This is a genomic window from Pseudomonas sp. NPDC086278 (assembly GCF_050280905.1).
Classification (GTDB): domain Bacteria; phylum Pseudomonadota; class Gammaproteobacteria; order Pseudomonadales; family Pseudomonadaceae; genus Aquipseudomonas.
Window position 1 is genome coordinate 18293 of the sequence record NZ_JBNNWE010000007.1, and the last position, 23039, is coordinate 41331.

Consider the following 23039-nt stretch of genomic DNA (forward strand, 5'->3'; position numbering starts at 1 on the left):
ATGAATGCTGAAGACTCCTTGAAACTTGCTCGCCGGTTTATCGGGTTGCCCCTGGAAAAGCGCCAGATGTTCCTTGCGGCCTTGCACAAGGAAGGCGTTGATTTCGCCCGGTTCCCCATTCCTGCCGGCGTCGACGCCGAGGATCGCCAGGCGCTGTCGTACGCCCAGCAACGCATGTGGTTTCTCTGGCAACTGGACCCGCACAGTGGCGCCTACAACCTGCCCGGCGCGGTGCGTCTGACCGGGCGCTTGAACCTGCCGGCACTGGAACAGGCCTTCGCCAGCCTGGTGGCGCGTCACGAAACCCTGCGCACGGTGTTCCAGCGCCAGGCCGACGATAGCCTGCGGCAAGTGCCGGCCAGCGTGCCGCTGGTCATCGATCAGGTGGATTTCAGCGCGCTACCGGCCACTGCGCGCGAAGAGGCAGTCGCTCAAGCCGCCGAGCAGCAATCAGTGCTGCCCTTTGATCTGTCGGTCGGCCCGTTGCTGCGCGTCACCTTGCTCAAGCTCGCCGACGAAGAACACGTCCTGCTGCTGACCCTGCACCACATCGTTTCCGACGGCTGGTCGATGAACGTGCTGATCGACGAATTCATCCGCTGCTACGACGCTTTTGAGGCCGGCGCACAACCGCAACTCGCGCCGTTGCCGATCCAGTACAGCGACTACGCCTTGTGGCAACGCCGCTGGCTGGAGGCGGGCGAACAGGCACGCCAACTCGATTACTGGCAGGCGCAACTCGGCGACGAACACCCGGTGCTGGAGCTGCCCACCGATCACCCGCGCCCGGCGATGCCGAGCTATCGCGGCACCCGCTACGAATTCGCCGTCGACGCACAACTGGCCGAACAACTGCGCGCCACCGCGCAAACCCACAACATCACCTTGTTCATGCTGTTGCTCGGCGCCTTCAACGCGTTGCTGCATCGCTACACCGGGCAGACCGACATCCGCGTCGGCGTGCCGATTGCCAACCGCAATCGCGGCGAGATCGAAGGCCTGATCGGCTTTTTCGTCAACACCCAGGTGTTGCGCACCCAGCTCGATGGCCAGACCCGCGTCGACGATTTGCTGCGCGCCATCAAGGAAACCGCGCTCGGTGCCCAGGCCCATCAGGATTTGCCGTTCGAGCGTCTGGTCGAAGCGCTGAAACTGGAGCGCAGCCTCAGCCACACGCCGCTGTTCCAGGTGATGTACAACCACCAGCCGCAGGTCGCGGACATTTCCACGGTCAGCACCGCGTCTGGTCTGGCGCTCGGTGCGATCGAGTGGGAAGGGCGCACCACGCAGTTCGACCTGACCCTCGATACCTATGAAAAGGGCGGCAAGCTGCACGCCGCGCTGACCTACGCCAACGACCTGTTCGACGCCTCGACCATCGCGCGCATGGCGCAGCACTGGGTGCATTTGCTGCGGGGCATGGTCAGCGATTCGCAGCAGCGCATCAGCGATTTGCCGCTGCTGGAAAGCGCCGAATACCAACGCGTCGTGCATGACTGGAATCGTGCTGACGAAAGCTTCCCGCAGGACTTGTGCATTCATCAACTGATCAGCCAGCAAGTCGCGGCCAGTCCGGACGCGTTGGCGCTGACCTTTGCCAACAAACAGCTGACTTACGCCGAACTCGACGGTCAGGCCAATCGCCTGGCCAACAAACTGATCGAACTGGGCGTCGGCCCGGAAGTCCGGGTCGGCGTGGCGATGCAGCGTTCCGACAACCTGTTGATCGCGTTGCTTGCGGTGCTCAAGGCTGGTGGCGCTTATGTGCCGCTGGACCCGGATTACCCGGCCGAGCGCGTCGCCTACATGCTCGACGACAGCCGCGCCCTGGTGTTGCTGACCGAGCAGTCGGTCGCCGCGACGTTGACCGTGGCCGCCGAAACGCAAGTGCTGCTCATGGACGATATGACGTGGGGCGCGTACCCAAGCAGCGCGCCGGTCACCCGCGTCACCCCGGACAATCTGGCCTACGTGATCTACACCTCCGGTTCCACCGGCAAACCCAAAGGCGTGGCCATTGCCCATCGCAATGTGCTGGCGCTGATCGACTGGTCGAAATCGGTCTACAGCCGCGACGACATCCAGGGCGTGTTGGCCTCGACCTCGGTGTGTTTCGACCTGTCGGTGTGGGAGCTGTTTGTGACCCTGGCCAACGGCGGCTCGGTGATCATCGCCCGCAACGCCCTGGAATTGCCGCAACTGCCGGCCCGTGATCAGGTGCGTTTGATCAACACCGTGCCGTCGGCGATCAACGCGTTGCAGCGCGACGGACAGATCCCGTCGAGCGTGCGCATCATCAACCTCGCCGGTGAACCGCTGAAACAAAGCCTGGTGGATGCGCTGTATCAGCAGCCGACTGTCGAGCATGTCTACGATTTGTACGGCCCGTCCGAAGACACGACGTATTCGACCTGGACCCGGCGCGAGGCCGGTGGCCGCGCGAACATCGGCCGACCGCTCAAGCACACCGCCAGTTATTTGCTGGACGCCGAATTACAACCGGTGCCGCAAGGCGTGTCCGCCGAGCTGTACCTGTCGGGCGCGGGCATCACCCGTGGTTACCTGGCGCGGCCGGGCATGACTGCCGAAAAGTATGTGCCGAACCCGTTCGCCAGCAACGGCGAACGCCTTTACCGCACCGGCGACCTGACCCGTTATCAGGCCGACGGCTCGCTGCAATACGTTGGGCGTATCGACCATCAGGTCAAGGTCCGTGGTTTCCGGATCGAGCTGGGTGAAATCGAAGCGCGACTGTTGCAGCAAGCGGCCGTGCGCGAATTGGCGGTGTTGGCGCAGGACGGCGTAAACGGGCAGCAACTGGTCGCGTACATCGTGCCGACCGATCCGGCGTTGGTCGATAACCTCGATGCACAAGCGGCCCTGCGTGAATCGCTGAAAGCCGCACTGCGTCAGCGTCTGCCGGACTACATGGTCCCGGCGTTCCTGCTGTTCCTCGCGCAGCTGCCGTTGACCCCCAATGGCAAACTCGACCGCAAGGCGCTGCCGGCGGTCGATGGCTCGCAGCAGCAACGTGAACACGTCGTGCCGCGCACGGCGATGGAAAAATCCCTGGCGGCGATCTGGCAGGACGTGCTGGCCATCGACAATGTCGGTCTGGAAGACAATTTCTTCGAGCTGGGCGGCGACTCCATCGTCTCCATGCAAGTGGTCAGCCGCGCGCGCCAGGCCGGGATCGTGTTGAGCCCCAAGGATTTGTTCCAGCACCAGACCATCCGCAGCCTGGCCCAGGCTGCCCGCAACGGCGAGCAACCGCTGATCGACCAAAGCCCGGCCGTTGGCGCGGTCGCGTTGGCGCCGGTGCAACAGTGGTTCTTCGAACAAGCGATCCCCGCGCGTCAGCACTGGAACCAGTCGCTGCTGCTGGTGCCGCGCGAAGCGTTGGACGTCGAAGCGCTGGACCGTGCCTTAGAACAATTGCTGACCCAGCACGACAGCTTGCGCCTGCGCTACGAACCGACCGCCGAAGGCTGGCTGCAAACCTACGCGGCACCGACCACGGAGTCGGTGCTGTGGCAACGTCAGGCGCAATCGCCGGCTGAACTCAAAGACCTGTGCGACGACGCCCAGCGCAGTCTCGACCTGCAAGCTGGCCGGTTGATCCGGGCGCTGCTGGTGGCGATGGCCGACGGTACTCAGCGTTTGCTGCTGGTCATCCATCACCTGGCCGTGGACGGTGTGTCCTGGCGCGTGCTGCTGGAAGATTTGCAGCAGTTCTACCGCGACAGCACCGTGAAATTGGCGAAAACCAGCACTTATCAGCGTTGGGTCGCCCGTCTGCAAGATCAGCTCCCAGCCTTTGAACACAGCCTCGATCACTGGCAAACCGAACTGCGCGACGCCCCGAACGATCTGCCATGCGACCGTCCGCACGGCGCGCTGGAAAACCGCTTCGAGGACAAACTCGAACTCAGGCTCGACACCGAGCAAACCCGCAAATTGCTGCAACAGGCCCCGGCGGCCTATCGCACCCAGGTCAACGACCTGCTGCTGACCGCACTGGCGCGTGCGGTTTGCCGCTGGAGCGGGCAGGGCAGCACGCTGATCCAGCTCGAAGGCCATGGCCGCGAAGACCTGTTCGATGACATCGACCTGACCCGCAGCGTCGGCTGGTTCACCAGTCTGTTCCCGGTCAACCTGCGGCCTTGCGGCGATCTCGGCGCGTCGATCAAAAGCATCAAGGAACAATTGCGCGCCGTGCCGGACAAGGGCCTCGGCTACGGCGCATTGCGCTACCTCGGCACCCCGGCGATTCGCGCTGAACTCGCCGCACTGGCGCAACCGCGCATCACCTTCAACTACCTGGGGCAGTTCGACCGGCAATTCGACGATGCCGCGATGTTTGTGCCGTCCACCGAAGGCAACGGCGTGGCGCAGGACCCCTCGGCCCCGTTGGGTAACTGGTTGACGGTCGAAGGCCAGGTCTACGGCGGCGAGTTGTCGCTGAGCTGGGGCTTCAGCCGGGATATGTTCGACAGCGCGACCGTCCAGCGTCTGGCGGATGATTACCTGCTGGAACTTAACGCGTTGATCGGGCATTGCTGCGCTGTTGAAACGCCGCAAGCGACACCATCGGACTTCCCGCTGGCGCGCCTCAGTCAGGTGCAACTCGACGCATTGCCGGTGGCCGTTTCGACCCTCGAAGACCTGTATCCACTGTCGCCGATGCAGCAGGGCATGTTGTTCCATACCTTGTACGAACCCGGGGTCGGCGCCTACATCAGCCAGTTGCGTCTCGACATTCAGGGGCTCGATCCACAGCGCTTCACCCAGGCCTGGCAAACCGCGCTGGCGCGTCACGATATTCTGCGCAGCAGCTTCCACTGGCAGGGCCTCGATACCGCGCATCAAGCCATCGTTCGTGAGGTCGCGCTGCCGCTCGACATGCTTGAATCGAGCGACACCGAGGCACTGGCCGACGCCGAACGTGCCCAGGGTTTTGAGTTGGGCCACGCACCGCTGTTCCGTTTGAAGCTGGTTCACACCGGCGCCGACGCCTGGCACCTGATCTACACTAGCCACCACATTCTGATGGACGGCTGGAGCAACGCGCAGTTGCTCGCCGAGGTGATCCAGCACTACGCCGCTGGCCAGGCGCTGCCGGCGCCGAGCGGGCAATACCGCGACTATCTGGGCTGGTTGCAGCAGCAATCGGCTGTCGCTGGTGAGCAGTTCTGGAAAGCCGCACTGGCGCCGCTGCAAGCGCCAACCTTGCTGGCCGAAGCCTTGCGCCCGCCGGTGGGTGCCGAGGGCAGCGAGCAATACCGCGTGGCCGTCGACCGCCGCGCCACCCAGCGCCTGGGCGAATTCGCCCGCCAGCAGAAAGTCACCCTCAACACGCTGCTGCAAGCGGCCTGGAGTCTTTTGCTGCAACGCTACACCGGCCAGGATTGCGTGGTGTTCGGCGCCACCGTCGCCGGCCGTTCGGCACCGTTGCCGGGGATCGAAGCGCAGCTCGGGCTGTTCATCAACACGCTGCCGCTGGTCTGCGCGATGCAGCCGGATCACACCGTCAGCCGCTGGTTGAGCGAGCTGCAAGGGCTGAACCTGGCGATGCGCGAGTTCGAGCATGTGCCGCTTTACGACATTCAGGGGTGGGCGGGGCAGCAGGGCTCGGCGCTGTTCGACAGCTTGCTGGTGTTCGAAAACTTCCCGGTGGCCGAAGCGTTGAAGCAAGGTGCGCCGGCCGGGCTGTCGTTCGGCAACTTGCACAACCACGAGCGCACGCATTATCCGCTGACGCTGGGCATCGAGCTGGGTGAAAGCCTCAGCCTGGACTTCAGCTACGACGCGGCGCGGTTCAGTGCGGTGCAGGTTGCCGAGTTGTCGGGCAATCTGCAGCACCTGCTGGCGCAACTGGTGACGCAGCCGGACGCGGCACTCGGCACGCTGCAACTGCTCGATACCGACGGTACAAACGCAGTGCTTGCGATCAGCCAACCGGCGCCGCTCGAGTTGGCCACCCCCCGTCTGGTCCACGAGCAAATCGCGGCTCAGGCCGCCGCCACCCCCGACGCGTTGGCGTTGCAGGTCGAGGGCCAGTCCCTGAGCTACGGGCAGTTGAACGCCCGGGCCAACCGTCTGGCCCATCGCCTGACAGAACAGGGCGCCGGGCCTGGCAAGCGTGTCGGTCTGGCGCTGCACCGTGGCCCGCAACTGATCGTCAGCCTGCTGGCGGTGCTCAAAAGCGGCGCGGCTTACGTGCCGCTGGACCCGGCCTATCCTGCCGAACGCCAGGCGTACCTGATCGGTGACAGCCGTCTCGACCTGCTGCTGTGCGAATCCGGTCTGCTGGAAGAGGTGCCCGGCGTGTTGCGTCTGAGCCTCGATGACAGCGCCGGCTACTCCGAGAGCAATCCGCCAAACCGTGCCGATGCCGACGATCTGGCCTACGTCATCTACACCTCCGGCTCCACTGGCCAGCCCAAAGGCGTGGCCATTGCCCATGCCGCGCTGCGCGAGTTCTGCCAGGTCGCCGCCGACTATTCGGCGCTGTCGGCGGCGGACCGGGTGTTGCAGTTTGCGACCTTCAGTTTCGACGGCTTCGTCGAGCAATGCTTCCCGGCGCTGTGTGTCGGCGCGGCGTTGATCATGCGTGGCGACGAGCTGTGGGACGCCGGTCGTCTCGCCGCCGAGATCGTCCGCCAGGGCGTGACCGTGGCGGACTTGCCGGCGGCGTACTGGTATTTGCTGGCCCGCGAGTGCGCGAATGGCGCGGTGCGCAGTCTCGGCGATTTGCGCCAGGTGCACGTCGGCGGCGAAGCGATGTCGGTCGAAGGATTGCGCTTGTGGCACCACGCCGGGTTGGCCGATGTCCGACTGCTCAACACCTACGGGCCGACTGAAGCGACCGTCGTGTCCAGCGTCCATGAATGCCGTCTCGACGACGCCAGCGATGCGTTCGGTATTCCCATTGGTCGCGCCATCGCCGGTCGAGCCCTGTATGTGCTGGACGCGGCCGGTCAGTTGCTGCCCAACGGCGGGGTCGGCGAATTGTGCATCGGCGCGCCGGCCAGTCTCGCTCAACGTTACTTTGATCGCCCGGCACTGACGGCGGAACGCTTCCTGCCGGACCCGTTTGCCCGCGAACCGGGCGCACGCCTGTACCGCAGCGGCGATCTGGCGCGCTACAACGCTGACGGGAATCTGGAATACGTCGGCCGCATCGACCATCAAGTGAAAATTCGCGGTTTCCGCATTGAAATGGGCGAAATCGAAGCCTGCCTGCAAGCCCGCGAGGAGGTGCGCGAGGCGGCGGTCATCGCTCAGGACGGCACGCACCTGGTGGCGTATGTCGTGGCCAGCGATGCGGTTTGCTCCGAGATTGAGTACCTGGAAGGTCTGAAAACCGTGCTGCGCCAGTCGCTGCCGGAATACATGGTGCCGAATCAGCTGATCCTGCTGCCCAAACTGCCGCTCAACAACAACGGCAAACTGGATCGCAGGGCCTTGCCGCGTGCCGCGGCCAGCGCTGCCCGACGTGACTTCGTGGCCCCGGCCGCAGGCCTGGAAACGCAACTCGCGCTGATCTGGCAGGACGTGTTGCAGGTCGAGCGCGTCGGCCGCGACGACAACTTCTTCGAGCTGGGCGGCCACTCGTTGCTGGTGCTTCAGGTGATCTCGCGGGTGCGTCAGCAGTTGCAGCTCGAACTGTCGGTGAACAGCCTGTTCTCGGCGGCCAGCCTGGGGCAATTTTCCGCGCGGGCGGCATTGGCGAACGTCAGCGGCCAACCGCTGCTGCAACGTGCCGCAGCCGATCAACCGCCCTTGCTGTCTTACGCGCAACAGCGGCAATGGATCCTTTGGCAACTGGACCCGCAGAGCCCGGCCTACAACATCCCCGCCGCGCTGCGCCTCAAGGGCTCGCTGAACCTCGATGCGCTGCGCCAGGCCTGTGCTCAATTGCAGGCCCGCCACCAAACCCTGCGCACCACCTTTGAACAGGATGGCCAGCAGGCGCGACCGGTGCTGCACGATACGCTGGCGCTGCAACTGGAACATCGCACGCTCGATCAGTGCGCCGTCGACCGCGCCGTGGCGCAAGAAATCGCCCGGCCGTTCAACCTGCGCACCGGCCCGCTGTGGCGCGTGTTGCTGCTGCAAGTGAACGCTGACGAACACGTGCTGGTGCTGACCGTGCACCACATCGCCGCCGATGGCTGGTCGATGCAGATCATGGTCGATGAGTTCAGTGCGCTGTATCAGGCGGCCGTCGACGGTCGCGCACCTGGCTTGGCGAATCTGCCGGTGAACTACAGCGACTACGCCCGTTGGCAGCGCGACTGGCTGGAAGCCGGCGAGGGCGCTCGTCAACTCAAATGGTGGAGCGAGCAACTGGCCGGCAGCCAGACACCGCTGGAGCTGCCCAGTGAGTTGACCCGCCCGGCCCGTCGCACCGAGCGCGGCGCCAGCCTGGTGGTGAACGTTGATCGCCATTTGCTCGGCGGTTTGCGTCAACGCGCCCAGGAACAACAGGTGACGTTGTTCATGCTGTTGCTGGCGAGTTTCCAGACCTTGCTGCATCGCCAGAGCGGGCAGCCGCGCATCAGCGTCGGCGTGCCAAGTGCCGGGCGTTCGCGCCTTGAGACCGAAGGCCTGATCGGCTTCTTCATCAACACCCAGGTGCTGCGCGCCGAGATCGACGGGCAGCAACCGTTCAGCACCTTGCTGCAACAGGTCAAACAGCGGGCATTGGCTGCGCAAGCGAATCAGGACGTGCCGTTCGAGCAACTGGTCGACGCCTTGGCGCCTGACCGCAGCCTCAATCACAGCCCTTTGTTCCAGGTGCTCTACAACCATCAGCAGCAGTTGGGCGAGAGCGTCGAACGCCGCGTTGGCGACTTGCAGGTCGAGCGTCTGCACTGGCAGCAACACACCAGCCAATTCGATCTGGTGCTCGACACCCAGGAACAGGGCGAAACGCTGGATGCCAGCCTGACCTACGCCACCGATTTGTACGACGAGGCGTCGATGACGCGCCTCGCCGGGCAGTGGCTGAACCTGCTGCGGGCAGTGGTTGCCAATCCGGCCCAGCGTGTGGCCGAGCTGCCGCTGATCGACGATGCGCAGCAGGATGCCTTGCTTGCGCACTGGAACCCTTCGTTCCAGGCACAAGCGCTGTCTCCGACCTTGCACCACTTGTTCGAAACGCAGGTCGCGCAACGGCCGAACGCCATCGCGCTGGTCTGCGAAGGCGAGCAACTGACCTACGCCGCGCTCAACGCGCAGGCCAATCAGCTGGCGCGCACACTGCGCGAGCAGGGCGTCGGCCCCGAGGTGCGGGTCGGCATCGCGACCGAGCGGGCAATGCCGCTGGTGATCGGCCTGCTGGCGATTCTCAAGGCCGGTGGCGCCTACGTGCCGCTTGATCCGCAATACCCGGCCGAACGCCTGAGCTACATGATTGAAGACAGCGGCATCACGTTGCTGTTGACGCAACAACACTTGATCGACGGCTTGCCGGCCCGCGACGGCGTGCAGGTGCTGAGCCTGGAATCGTTGCCACTGGCGGCATTCAGCGACGACAACCTGCCGCCGCTGGCGACCCCGGACAACCTTGCCTACGTGATCTACACCTCCGGCTCCACGGGTCGGCCCAAAGGTGCCTTGCTCAGCCATGGCAACGTCGGGCGTCTGCTGACGGCCACCGCTGGCGAGTTCAACTTCGGCCCCGACGATGTCTGGACGCTGTTCCACTCCTACGCGTTCGACTTCTCGGTGTGGGAACTGTTTGGCTCGCTGTGCACCGGCGGGCGCCTGGTGATCGTGCCGTATTACATCAGCCGCGAGCCGCAGGCGTTTCACCGCTTGCTGTGCGACGAAGGCGTGACGGTGTTGAACCAGACGCCGACGGCGTTCCGTCAGTTGTTGCCGATTGCCTGCGCCAGCCCGCGAAACCTGGCGCTGCGCCAGGTGATTTTTGGCGGTGAAGCGCTGGAGGTCGCGAGCCTGAGGCCATGGTTCGAGCGCTTCGGCGATCGGCAGCCGACGTTGGTCAACATGTACGGCATTACCGAAACCACGGTGCACGTGACCTACCGCGCCATTCGCCTGGCCGACCTCGACGGCAAGGCGCAAAGCCCGATCGGCCTGCCGATTCGCGACCTGCGCTGGTACTTGCTCGACAGCCAGTTGCAACCGGTGCCGGTGGGTGTGGCGGGCGAGTTGTACATTGCCGGCGCCGGCCTGGCGCGCGGTTATCACGGGCGTTTCGGCCTGACCGCCGAGCGTTTTGTGCCGAGCCCGTTCGACGCCTCGCAGCGTCTTTATCGCAGCGGCGACCTGGCGCGCCAGCGTGCCGACGGCAGCATCGATTACCTCGGGCGCATCGATCAACAAGTGAAGATTCGCGGCTTCCGCATCGAACTCGGCGAAATCGAAGCGGCGTTGCTGGCCCAACCGGGCGTGCGCCAAGCGGTGTTGAGCGTGCATCCGAGCGAGGCTGGTCCGCAGTTGTGCGCCTACGTCGTGGCCGAACAGCCCGCGCAAGACCCGATGGCCTGGCGCGACACCCTGCGTGCCGCGCTCAAGGTGGATCTGCCGGACTACATGGTGCCGAGCCACTGGCTGCTGCTGGACGCCTTGCCACTGACCGGCAACGGCAAGCTCGACCGCAAGGCCTTGCCGGTGCCCGATGCCGAGCAATGGCATCGACCGTTCGAAGCCCCCGAAGGCGACCTCGAACAGCAATTGGCCGCGATCTGGGCCGACGTGCTGGGCGTGGCGCAAATCGGCCGGCGCGACAACTTCTTTGAATTGGGCGGGCATTCGCTGCTCGCCGCCCAGACCAGCGCCCGCGTGGAACTGGAATTGGGCATCGAGCTGCCGCTGCGCGCGCTGTTCGAATCCACCGACCTGCAGGCTTATGCCGCCATGGCCGGGCAACACGCCCCGGCTGACAACGATGCACGTCTTGATGCGCTCGAGTCGCTTCTCGACGAGATGGAGATCAACTGATGGAACACACCACTGCCCAGCGTATCGCCAGCCGCTTCGCCGGCCTGCCAGCCGACAAGCGCCGCGAGTTTTTAAGCAAGATGCAAGAGCAGGGCGTGAGCTTCGGACAACTGCCGATTCCGCCCGCCGCCGAGCCGCAAAGCGCTTTTGAACTGTCGTACGCGCAGCAGCGCCAATGGTTTCTCTGGCAGCTCGATCCGCACAGTTCGGCGTACAACATTCCCGCCGCCTTGCGCTTGCACGGGCCGCTGAATGTCGCGGCGTTGCAGCAGAGCTTCGACGTGTTGCTGGAGCGGCACCAGAGCCTGCGCAGCCGATTCGTGGAGGACGACGGGCATGTGGTGCAGACGCTGGCCGAGTTCACCGCGCTGCCCATCGAGCCGATTGACCTGCGCGGCGAACCTCAGGATCAGCGCTTCGAGCAAGCGCTGCTCCGCGTCGAACAGGACATCGCCCGCCCGTTTGATCTGCAACACGGCCCGCTGTTGCGGGTCAGTCTGTTGCAGCTGGATAGCGACGACCATGTGCTGTTGCTGACCCTGCACCACATCGTCACCGATGGCTGGTCGATGGGCGTATTGGTGGAGGAGTTTTCCCGGCTGTATGCCGCACATTGCCAAGGCCGCAATGCAGCGCTGGACGCGTTGCCGATCCAGTATTCGGACTACGCGCTGTGGCAACGTCGCTGGATGGACGCCGGTGAGCTTGAGCGCCAACTCAACTGGTGGCGCGACACTCTGGGCAGCGAACAACCGCTGCTCGAATTGCCGACTGACCGGCCGCGCCCGGCGCAACCGAGCCAACGCGGCGCGCGCCTGGATTTTGCCCTCGATGCGACCTTGGCCAGCGGTCTGATGACCCTGGCCAAACAGCGTGGCGTCACGCCGTTCATGCTGTTGCTGGCGAGTTTCCAGGCCTTGCTCTACCGCTACAGCGGCCAGCCCGATGTGCGTGTCGGCGTGCCGATTGCCAACCGTAACCGTGCAGAAACCCGTGGCCTGATCGGCTTCTTCGTCAACACCCAGGTGATGCGCGCCGAACTCGACGGGCGCCTGCCGTTCAGCCAGTTGCTGGAGCAGACCCGCGCCGCGTCGCTGGATGCCCAGGATTATCAGGACTTGCCGTTCGAGCGCCTGGTGCAGGCGCTGCAAGGTGAACGCAGCCTCAGCCACAGCCCGTTGTTCCAGGTGATGTTCAACCACCAGCAAGCCAAACCGGCGGCGGTCAGCGGCTTGCTCGCGGGCCTGCGCGTCGACGCGCTGAACGCTACGGCGCACACCACGCAATTCGACTTGCAACTGGACACGCAGGAGCAGGGCGACCAACTGTTCGCCAGCCTGACGTATGCCACCGACCTGTTCGACGCCGAGCGCATCGAGCACCTGGCGCAGTACTGGCGCAATCTGTTGGCCGGCGTGTTGGCGAACCCGCAGTGCCCGCTCGCCGAGTTGCCGTTGCTGGATGCCGACGAGCGTCTGCGCATTCTCGATGACCTCAACGACACCGCTCAGGCCTATCCGGGCGAAGTCTGCGTGCAGCGCCATTTCGAAGAGCGCGTGGTTGAAAACGGCGAGGCGACCGCGCTGGTGTTCCAGGGCCAGGCCTTGAGTTACGCCGAACTGAACCTGCGCGCCAACCGCTTGGCCCATCACTTGCGTGCCCAGGGTGTCGGCCCGGAAGTGCTGGTGGGGATTGCCTGCGACCGTTCGTTTGAAATGGTGGTCGGGCTGCTGGCGATTCTCAAGGCCGGCGGCGCCTATGTGCCGCTGGACCCGGAATACCCGATTGATCGCCTGAGCTACATGATCGAAGACAGCGGAGTTTCGTTGTTGCTGACTCAGGAACATCTGCTGGCGCAACTGCCGACCCCGGACAACGTGCGCACCCTGTGCCTGCACGCCGCGGCCGATTGGTTGAGCGATCTGCCGGGCACTGATTTACCCAACCGCGCCATCGCGGAAAACCTTGCCTATGTGATCTACACCTCCGGCTCCACCGGCAAACCCAAAGGCGCGGGCAACCGTCATATCGCGCTGCACAACCGTCTGGAGTGGATGCAGGAGGCTTACGCGCTGCGGCCGAGCGACCGCGTGCTGCAAAAAACCCCATTCAGTTTCGACGTGTCGGTGTGGGAGTTTTTCTGGCCGCTGATGAAGGGCGCCACGCTGGTGATCGCCGCACCGGGTGAACACCGTGATCCGCAACGCCTCGCCGCATTGATCGTCGAGCAGGCGATCACCACGCTGCACTTCGTGCCGTCGATGCTGTCGGCCTTTATCGGTGCCGACGAGGCACTGGCCTGCACCTCGCTGCAACGGATCATTTGCAGCGGTGAAGCGCTGCCGATGGAGCTGCAACGCCAAACGCTGCGCAGCCTGCCGCAAGCCAGTCTGTACAACCTGTATGGCCCGACCGAAGCGGCCATCGATGTGACCCACTGGACCTGCGTGGAAGAAGGCCGCGACAGCGTGCCGATTGGCCGGCCGATTGCCAACCTGCGCACCTGCATTCTCGACAGCGAACTGCAACCGTTGCCGCTGGGCGCCGTGGGCGAGTTGTACCTGGGCGGCGTCGGTCTGGCCCGTGGTTACCACCGTCGTGGCGCGTTGACCGCCGAGCGTTTTGTGGTCGACCCGTTTGGCAGCGGCGAGCGTCTGTACCGCACCGGTGACCTGGCGCGATACCGCGCCGACGGCGCCATCGACTACTGCGGGCGTATCGACCACCAAGTGAAAATTCGCGGCTTGCGTATCGAGCTGGGCGAAATCGAAGCGCGCCTGCAAGAACATGCCGAGGTGCAGGAAGCCGTGGTGCTGGCCCTCGACAGCCCGAGCGGCAAGCAACTGGTGGCCTACATCGTGCCGGTGGAGCGCACCTTGGTTGTCGCCGATGCCGCGCAACAAGGCGCGTGGCGCGACACCCTGAAACGCCATTTGCTGGCGACGCTGCCGGATTACATGGTGCCGGCGCAGACCGTGCTGATCGAGCAAATGCCGCTGAGCCCCAACGGCAAACTCGAGCGCAAACGCTTGCCCGCGCCCACCGCGCAGGTCAGTCAGCGCGCCTTCGAAGCGCCGCGCAGCGAGCGCGAACAGGTGCTGGCGCAGATCTGGCAGGACGTGTTGGGCGTGGAGCGGGTCGGGCGCCAGGACAATTTCTTCGAACTGGGCGGCGATTCGATCATTTCGATTCAGGTGGTCAGCCGTGCCCGTCGCGCGGGCTTGAGCCTGCAACCGCGTGATGTGTTCCAGCAGCAAACCTTGCAAGCGCTGGCGGCCGTGGTGAAGGAACAGGCGGCAGCGCTGGCGCAACAAGGGCCGGTGGACGGCGTGCAGACCCTGACGCCGATTCAACGCTGGTTTTTCGACGAGCCGATCGCGCAACGCGCGCACTGGAACCAGGCCGTATTGCTGACGCCGCGCGAAACCCTCGAATTGCCGCGTCTGCAAGCGGCGCTGCAACGCCTGCTCAAGCAGCACGATGCCTTGCGTTTGCGCTTCAGTCAGGTCGACGGGCAATGGTCGGCGCGTTATGTCGGCGCTGATAGTGCCGACGTTATCGACATGCTCTGGACCGCCCGCGTTGCCAGCGCTGCCTCGCTGGAGTCAGTGTGCGACGAAGCCCAGCGCAGCCTCAGTCTGCAAGACGGTCCGCTGCTGCGCGTGGCCTTGATCGCCCAGGCCGATGGCTCGCAGCGTTTGCTGTTGGTGGTCCACCATTTGGTGGTGGACGGCGTGTCGTGGCGGGTGTTGCTGGAAGATTTGCAAGCCGCCTACCAAGGACAAGACCTGCCGCCGAAGACCAGCGCGTTTCAGGCCTGGGCTGACAAACTCGACGCGTATGCCCGCTCCGACGCCGCCGCCAGCGAACTGGACTGGTGGCAGGCGCAGTTGAGCGTGGCGCATGATTCGCTGCCAGCGGCCAATGCCCAGGCCTGTCAGGCCGGGCATTTGCGCCAAGGCGTCAGCATCGGGCTGGACCGCGAGCAGACCCGGCAATTGCTGCAACAAGCGCCGGCGATCTACCGCACCCAGGTCAACGATTTGCTGCTGACCGCGCTGGCCCGCACCCTCAGTCGCTGGACCGGTCACCCATCGGCGCTGATTCAGCTCGAAGGCCACGGCCGCGAAGAACTGTTCGACGACATCGACCTGACCCGCACCGTCGGCTGGTTTTCCAGCCTGTTCCCGGTGCGGCTGACGCCGACTGCCGACCTGGCGGGTTCGATCAAGGCGATCAAGCAGCAACTGCGCGAAATCCCCGGCAAAGGCATGGGCTACGGCCTGTTGCGCTACCTGGGCGATGCCGCGACCCAGGCCGCACTGGCGGCATTGCCGCAAGCGCGGGTCACCTTCAACTACCTCGGCCAGTTCGATCAGAGCTTCGCCGAAGACGCGCTGTTCACCCCGGCCACGGAGTCCAGCGGCGCCGCGCAAGCGGCGGACGCACCGTTGCCGAACTGGCTGTCGGTGGATGGTCAGGTCTATGGCGGTGAATTGAAGCTCGACTGGACCTTCAGCCGTGAGTGCTTTGACCGGCGCGAAATCGAAGCGCTGGCGGCGGATTTCCGTGGTGAATTGCTGGCGCTGATCGGCCATTGCCTGAGCGATGGCGCGGGCGGCGTGACCCCGGCGGACTTCCCGTTGGCGCGCCTGACTCAAGTGCAACTCGATGGCTTGCCGGTGCCGCCGGCGCAGATCGAGGACGTCTATCCGCTGTCGCCGATGCAGGCCGGTCTGTTGTTCCACAGCTTGTACGAGTCGGCGTCCGGCGCGTATGTGAACCAGCTCAGCGTCGAAGCCCGAGGCCTCGACGCCGAACGGCTGGGGCGCGCGTGGCAAGCGGTGCTCGACACCCATCCGATCCTGCGCAGCAGTTTCCACTTCCCGGACGGGTTCGAGGCGCCGGTGCAAGTGGTCCACCGGCATCTGCACTTGCCGATGACCTGCCTCGACTGGCGCCACCGTGACGATCAGGGCGCAGCACTGGTGCAACTGATTGACAGCGAACGCCTGCAACTCGATTCGACCCGCGCACCGTTGATGCGCCTGACCCTGGTGCGACTGGACGACGAGCGTCAGCAACTGATCTACACCCACCATCATTTGCTGTTGGATGGCTGGAGTAATTCGCTGCTGCTGAGCGAAGTCTTGCAGCGGTATGCCGGGCAAGACGTGCAGGCGCCGACCGGGCGTTTCGCCGATTACATCGGCTGGCTGCAACGTCAGGATGCGCAGGCGGACGAACTGTTCTGGCGCGAGCAATTGGCGAGCCTCGACAACCCGACCCTGTTGGCGCAGAGCCTGGCCCATGGTGAACGCAAAGCACCTTCGGCCACGGATTTCGCCGACCATCGCCAGACCTTCGATGAGGCGACCAGCCAACGCTTCAGCGAGTTTGCCCGTGCACAAAAAGTGACGCTCAACACCTTGGTCCAAGGGGCTTGGGCACTGTTGCTGCAACGCTACAGCGGACAACGCAGCGTCGCGTTCGGCGCGACCGTGGCCGGGCGGCCGGTGGATCTGCCGGGTGCCGAAAGTCAGTTGGGCCTGTTCATCAACACCTTGCCGGTGATCAGCACGCCTGACGCGGTGGAAAGCGTCAGCCAGTGGCTGGCCCGTTTGCAGGCGCAGAACCTGGCATTGCGTGAGCATGAGTTCACCGCGTTGGGCGACATTCAGCGCTGGGCCGGGCGTGCCGGTGAGCCGCTGTTCGACAGCCTGCTGGTGTTCGAAAACTTCCCGGTCGCCGAAGCGTTGCAACAAGGCGCGCCGGCGGGTTTGAGCTTCTCGATCCCACAGAACCATGAACGCACCAACTTCCCGCTGACCCTGGCGGCCACCGCCGAAAGCCAGCTCAGCCTGAACTGGAGCTACCAGTGCGCGCACTTCAGCGGCGCGGCGATTGCGCGCATGAGCGAGCATCTGGCTGCGTTGCTGGCGGCGATGGTGGCCGCGCCAAACGCTGCATTGAGCGAACTCGACCTGCTGACCGCGCCGGAACGCGCACAGCAACTGGTCGAGTGGAACCCGGCGTTTACCGCGACGCCAGACCCGCTGTGCGTGCACCAACTGATCGAGGCTCAGGCGGTCATTCGCCCGGACGCCACGGCGCTGATCTTCAACGACCTGGCGTTGAGCTTCGATCAACTCAACCGTCGCGCCAACCGCTTGGCCCATCACCTGCGCGCACTGGGCATCGGCCCGGAAGTGCGGGTCGGCCTGGCGATGCAGCGTTCGCCGGAAATGATCATTGGCCTGTTGGCGATCCTCAAGGCCGGTGGCGCTTATGTGCCACTGGACCCGGCCTATCCGGCGGAGCGCCTGCGCTACCTGATGGAAGACAGCGGCATTTCGCTGCTGATCAGCCAGTCGTGGCTGCGGGAAAAGCTGCCGCTGCCCGACGGCTTGTCGGTGCTGGAAATCGACCGCGAACCGCTGGAGTTCATGGCCGAGACCAACCCGGTCAACCTGACCTGCGGCGAAAACCTCGCCTACCTGATTTACACCTCGGGCTCCACCGGACGGCCCAAAGGCGTCAGCGTGGCCCACGGTCCGCTGGCCATGCATTGCCTGTCGATTGGCGAGTTGTACGGCATGACCCCGGACGACCGCGAACTGCAATTTGCCTCGATCAGCTTCGACGGTGCCCACGAGCGCTGGCTGACGCCGCTGGTGTTCGGTTCGGCGGTGATGCCCCGTGACGACGAGTTGTGGAGCGTGGAGCGCACTTGCTTCGAGATCGAAAAGCACGGCATCACCATCGCCTGTTTCACCCCGACCTATCTGGCGCAGATCGCCGATTTCATGGGCGAGGCGGGGCGCGATCTGCCGATCCGTTCCTACACCCCGTGCGGCGAAGGCATGGCCAAACATGCTTTCGATGAAGTCCAGCAGGTGCTGCAACCCAAGCGCCTGATCAATGGCTATGGCCCGACCGAAACCGTGATCACGCCGCTGATCTGGCTGGCCTATCCGGACACCGAGTTCGATTCGGCCTTCATGCCGATTGGCCGGCCGGTCGGCAACCGCAGCGCCTACATTCTGGATGGCGGTTTGCAGCCGTTGCCGGTGGGCGTCGCGGGTGAGTTGTACCTGGGCGGCGAGGGTGTGGCGCGGGGTTACCATCAGCGTCCGGACCTGACGGCGGAACGCTTCGTGCCGGACCCGTTCGTGCCGGGCTCGCGGTTGTACCGCAGTGGCGACCTCGCGCGGTTCCGCGCCGACGGCGTGGTTGAATACCTCGGTCGTATCGATCAGCAAGTGAAAATTCGCGGGTTCCGTATCGAACTCGGCGAAATCGAAGCCTGCCTGCTCGAACACCAAGGCGTGCGTGAAGCGTTCGTGATCGACCGCGAAGGTCCGGTCAGCCGCCAACTGGTCGGCTACGTGGTGCCACGCGATCCGCTCGCCGATGAGCAGGATTTGCGTGAAGCGCTGACCGCACACCTGCGCAGCCGCTTGCCGGCGCACATGCTGCCGGCGCACTTGCTGTGCCTGGCCGCGTTGCCGCTGACGCCGAACGGCAAGCTTGATCGTCAGGGCCTGCCAGCGCCTGAAGCGTCACGTCAGAACCACGATCAAGTGGCCGCCGCGTCACCGGCCGAAGCCTTGCTGGTGGAGATCTGGCAGGAGCTGCTGGGGCTGGACTCGGTGGGCGTCACGGAAAACTTCTTTGAACTGGGCGGTGATTCGATCATCTCGCTGCAAGCGGTGAGTCGCGCCGGGCAGCGCGGACTGGTGTTCAGTCCCAAGCAACTGTTCGAGCAACAAACCATTCGTGCATTGGCCGCCGTGGCCAGCCGCCGCGAAGCCGCGTTGGTCGAGGCACACAAAGTCGAGGCGTTCTCGCTGGTGCCGCACATCGACCCGGCCGCCCGCGAAGGGCTGCAAGACTTGTATCCGCTGTCGCCGATGCAGCAAGGCATGTTGTTCCATTGCCTCGATTCACCGGAGCTGAACCCTTACGTCAACCAGTTGAGCGTGGCGGTGGACGGCTTGCAGGTGCCGCGTTTCCGCGCTGCCTGGCAAACGCTGGTCGAGCGTCATGAAGTGCTGCGTGCCGCGTTCCGCTGGCGCGATGGCTTGGCCGATCCGCTGCAAGCGGTGTTCGCTGACGTCGAGTTGCCGATAGAAGAACTCGACTGGCGCGAGCGTGGCGATACCGAGCACGCCTTGAGCGAACTGGCGGCAGCCGAACAGGCCAAGGGCTTCGACCTGAGCTGCCCGCCGTTGATGCGGTTCATCCTCGTGCGTCTGGGCGATGACCGTTACCAGATGATCTGGATTTACCATCACTTGCTGCTGGATGGCTGGAGCGCTTCGCGTCTGTTGGGCGACATGTTGCGCCTTTACCACAATGACAGCCTGCCGGCCCTGACCGGTCGTTACGCCGACTACATCGCCTGGCTGCAACGCCAGGACGGCGCGCAGGCCGAAGGCTTCTGGCGCGAACGTCTGGCATTGCTCGAAGAGCCGACCATTCTGGCCAAGGCCTCGGGTGCGACCGGTTCCGGTCACGGCGTGATGTACAGCAACCTCGACGCCGAGGCGACGCGCCAACTGCACCGTTTCGCCAAGCGCCAGCGCGTGACGTTGAACACGCTGGTGCAAGGCGCCTGGCTGCTGCTGTTGCAACGCCACAGCGGCCAGCGCAGCGTCGCGTTCGGCGCCACGGTGGCGGGGCGTCCGACCGGTCTGGCCGGGGCGCAGGACATGCTCGGCCTGTTCATCAACACTTTGCCGGTGATCCAGACCCTCGACCCGCAGCAAGCGCTGGGCGAGTGGTTGCGCGATTTGCAGGATTACAACCTGATGGTGCGCGACTACGAACACACGCCGTTGTCGGACATCCAGCGCTGGGCCGGGCAGGGTGGCCAGGGCTTGTTCGACAGCATTATCGTGTTCGAGAACCACCCGGTGGACCGTGCATTGAAGGGCGGTGAAGAGGGCGAGTTGCGCTTTGCCGAAGTCGGCAGTGGCGGCGTCACCAACTTCCCGATGGACTTGATGGTCAGCGCCAACGAAGAAGGGCTGGAAGTCGAATACCTGTTCCTGCGCGATCGCTTCAGCGACGCCGAAGTCGAACGAATTCGTGCGCAGCTCGAAGGCCTGCTGCGGGCGTTGCCGCAAGACGCAACCTGCCTGCTCGGCAACCTCGGGTTGCCTGAGGCGCGCGTCACTTTGGCGCAGGTGTCCGACGACAACGCCGACCTGCTGCATGCCTTCAATCAACACGTGCAGGCGCAGCCGCAAAAAATCGCGCTGATCTGCGAGGACCGCGAACTCAGTTACGCCGAGCTGGAGGCGCAGGCCAATGGGCTGGCGCAGCAATTGATCGCTCGTGGCATCGGCCCGGAAAGCCTCGTCGCCGTGGCGCTACCTCGCTCTGAACGAACGATTGTGGCGTTCCTCGCGGTGCTCAAGGCCGGCGCGGCGTATCTGCCGCTGGACCTCGCGTACCCGGCCGAACGACTGGCCTACATGTTGAGCGATTCGGCCGCCAGCCTGCTGTTGTGCGACAGCGATCTGGGTACGCGACTGACCCTGGCCGACAGTCCTCCACGCTTGTTGCTTGACCAACTGAACGTGGCCGACAGCGGCGAATGCCCGGTTGGCGAGCCGCTGCCGGGGCATCTGGCGTACTTGATCTACACCTCCGGCTCCACTGGCCAGCCCAAAGGCGTGGCCGTGGCGCGCGGACCGATTGCCCGGCATTGCCGCGGCATTATCGAGCTGTACGAACTGGCACCGCGCAGCCGCGAACTGCACTTCATGTCGTTCGCGTTCGACGGTGCTCAGGAGCGTTGGCTGAGTGTGCTGTTGGCCGGTGGCAGTCTGGTGATTCGCGATGACAGTTTGTGGACGCCTGAGCAAACCCTCGACGTGCTGCATCGTCACGCTGTCACCGTGGCTTGTTTCCCGCCGGCCTACTTGCAACAGATGGCGGAAGTGGCCGAGCGTCTGGGCAATCCGCCGGCGGTCGAGGTGTATTGCTTTGGCGGTGATGCGGTGCCTGAGGCCAGCTTCGAGCAGGTCAAGCGCGCCTTGCGTCCGCAGCGTCTGGTCAACGGCTACGGCCCGACTGAAACCGTGGTGACGCCGCTGCTGTGGCGGGCCGAAGTTAGTGAAACCTGCGATGCGGCCTATGCGCCGATTGGTCGTGGTGTGGCGGGGCGCGGTTTGTACGTACTCGATGCCGACCTCAACCCGTTGCCGGTCGGTGTCAGCGGCGAGCTGTACCTGGGCGGCGAATGCCTGGCGCGCGGTTATCACCAGCGCCCCGGCATGAGCGCCGAGCGATTCATTCCGGACCCGTTCGAGGCCGGTGGTCGCATGTACCGCACTGGCGATCTGGTGCGCCAGCGTGAGTGCGGCCTGATTGATTACCTGGGACGGCTTGACCAGCAAGTGAAGATCCGCGGTTTCCGCATTGAGTTGGGCGAAATTGAAGCGCGTCTGCGTGAGTGCGCGGGCGTGCAGGATGCCGCCGTGGTGGTGCACGACACGCCGACCGGCAAGCAACTGGTCGGTTACGTGGTGGCGCCCGGAGCGGTCGGACTGGATCGTCGCTTGAAATCGGAGCTGCAAGCGCAACTGCCGGATTACATGGTGCCGGCGCGCATCCTCGTGCTCGAGCGCTTCCCGCTGTCGGCCAACGGCAAGCTTGATCGTCGCGCATTGCCGACACCTGAATGGGCGCTCGGTGGGTATCGCGGGCCGCGCAACGCGCTGGAAACGGCGCTGACCGCGATCTGGCAAGAGGTGCTCGGCCTGCCGCAAGTGGGCATCGACGACAACTTCTTTGAATTGGGCGGCGATTCGTTGCAGGTACTCAAAGTCATTTCGCGGGTGCGCAGTCAGCCGCAGTTGGGCTTCGAATTGAAACTGCGCGACTTGATGCAGAAACCGTGCATCGCTGAACTCAGCGGTTATCAGGCGGCTGAACCGGCGCAGGCGCCGGATCCTTTATTGGCGCTGAATGCGCGAATGTCCAATGTGCCGGCACTGTTCTGCCTGCACGCGGGTTTCGGCACGGTGTTCGACTACGAACCGCTGGCCCGCCGACTGGAAGGTCGACGCACGGTGTACGGCGTGCAGTGTCGGATGCTGCTCGACCCGCATTGGCAGGACGAATCGCTGTTGGCCATGGCTCAGGCCTATGCGCAACGAATTCGCCGTCAGCAGGCGAACGGCCCGTATTACTTGCTGGGTTGGTCGTTGGGCGGCGCGTTGACGCAACTGGTCGCCCACGAACTGGAAACCCAAGGGGAAACAGTGGCGTTTGCCGGGCTGGTCGACAGCTACGTCGCGGGCACCGCGGAGCAGGGCGACTGGCGCGAAGATCTGGCTGATTTCCTGACATTTGTGCTGGGGTTGCCCGCTGACGAAGCGCAGGCGCTGATCGCGCTGAAGGCGCCTGGCCTGAGCGAACGCGACGCGGCCACGACGGTGATCGAAGCGGCGCTGCACGGCTCAAACGAACAAGCCGCGCTGGGCGCGGGCGAACTCACGCAAATCTTCGCCACCGGCTCACGCCTCAAGCAACTGGCGCTGGCGCATCGGCAATTGCCGGCGATCAAGGTCTCGGCGCATCGCTGGTGGGTGGCCGAGCGTGACGCCGAACGCCGGGTGTTCGAAGCCCAGGTCGGCAGCCACGGCGTGGATCGCCTGCTGCCCGGCGGGCACTACGAGCTGCTGCGCGGTGACGAATTGCTCGACCAGCTGGAGGACTTGTTGGAAAGACAATTGGTAATCGCCTGAAAACAACTGTGGTTAGGGAGCTCCAGTGGCAAGGAAGTTTCTGTGGCTCAGGACTTTCTGTGGCGAGGCAGTTCCTGTGGCTCAGGGCTTTCTGTGGCAAGTCAGCTCCTGTGGTTCAGGACTTTCTGTGACAAGGCAGTTCCTGTGGTTCAGGGCTTTCTGTGGCGAGGGGGCTTGCCCCCGTTGGGTCGCGCAGCGGCCCCAAAAAGCAGGACTGCTGCGCAGCCCAACGGGGGCAAGCCCCCTCGCCACAGGAATCTCCAAGCCACAGAAAGCCCAGAGTTACAGGAATCTCCAAGCCAC

2 protein-coding genes are annotated in these 23039 nt (G+C 64.5%); both read left to right on the forward strand.

What is annotated here, in order from left to right; all coding sequences use genetic code 11:
- Positions 1 to 10974 (forward strand): amino acid adenylation domain-containing protein, encoded by a 10974-nt coding sequence (locus ACQKP4_RS03935; RefSeq protein ID WP_427630603.1) that lies wholly within the window; start codon positions 1 to 3, stop codon positions 10972 to 10974.
- The gene (locus ACQKP4_RS03940; RefSeq protein WP_427630605.1) at positions 10974 to 22736 is read left to right on the forward strand and encodes an amino acid adenylation domain-containing protein; all 11763 of its coding nucleotides are present in this window, start codon (positions 10974 to 10976) and stop codon (positions 22734 to 22736) included. The genes ACQKP4_RS03935 and ACQKP4_RS03940 overlap by 1 nt, the downstream gene beginning before the upstream one ends.
- The last annotated feature ends 303 nt before the right edge of the window (positions 22737 to 23039 follow it).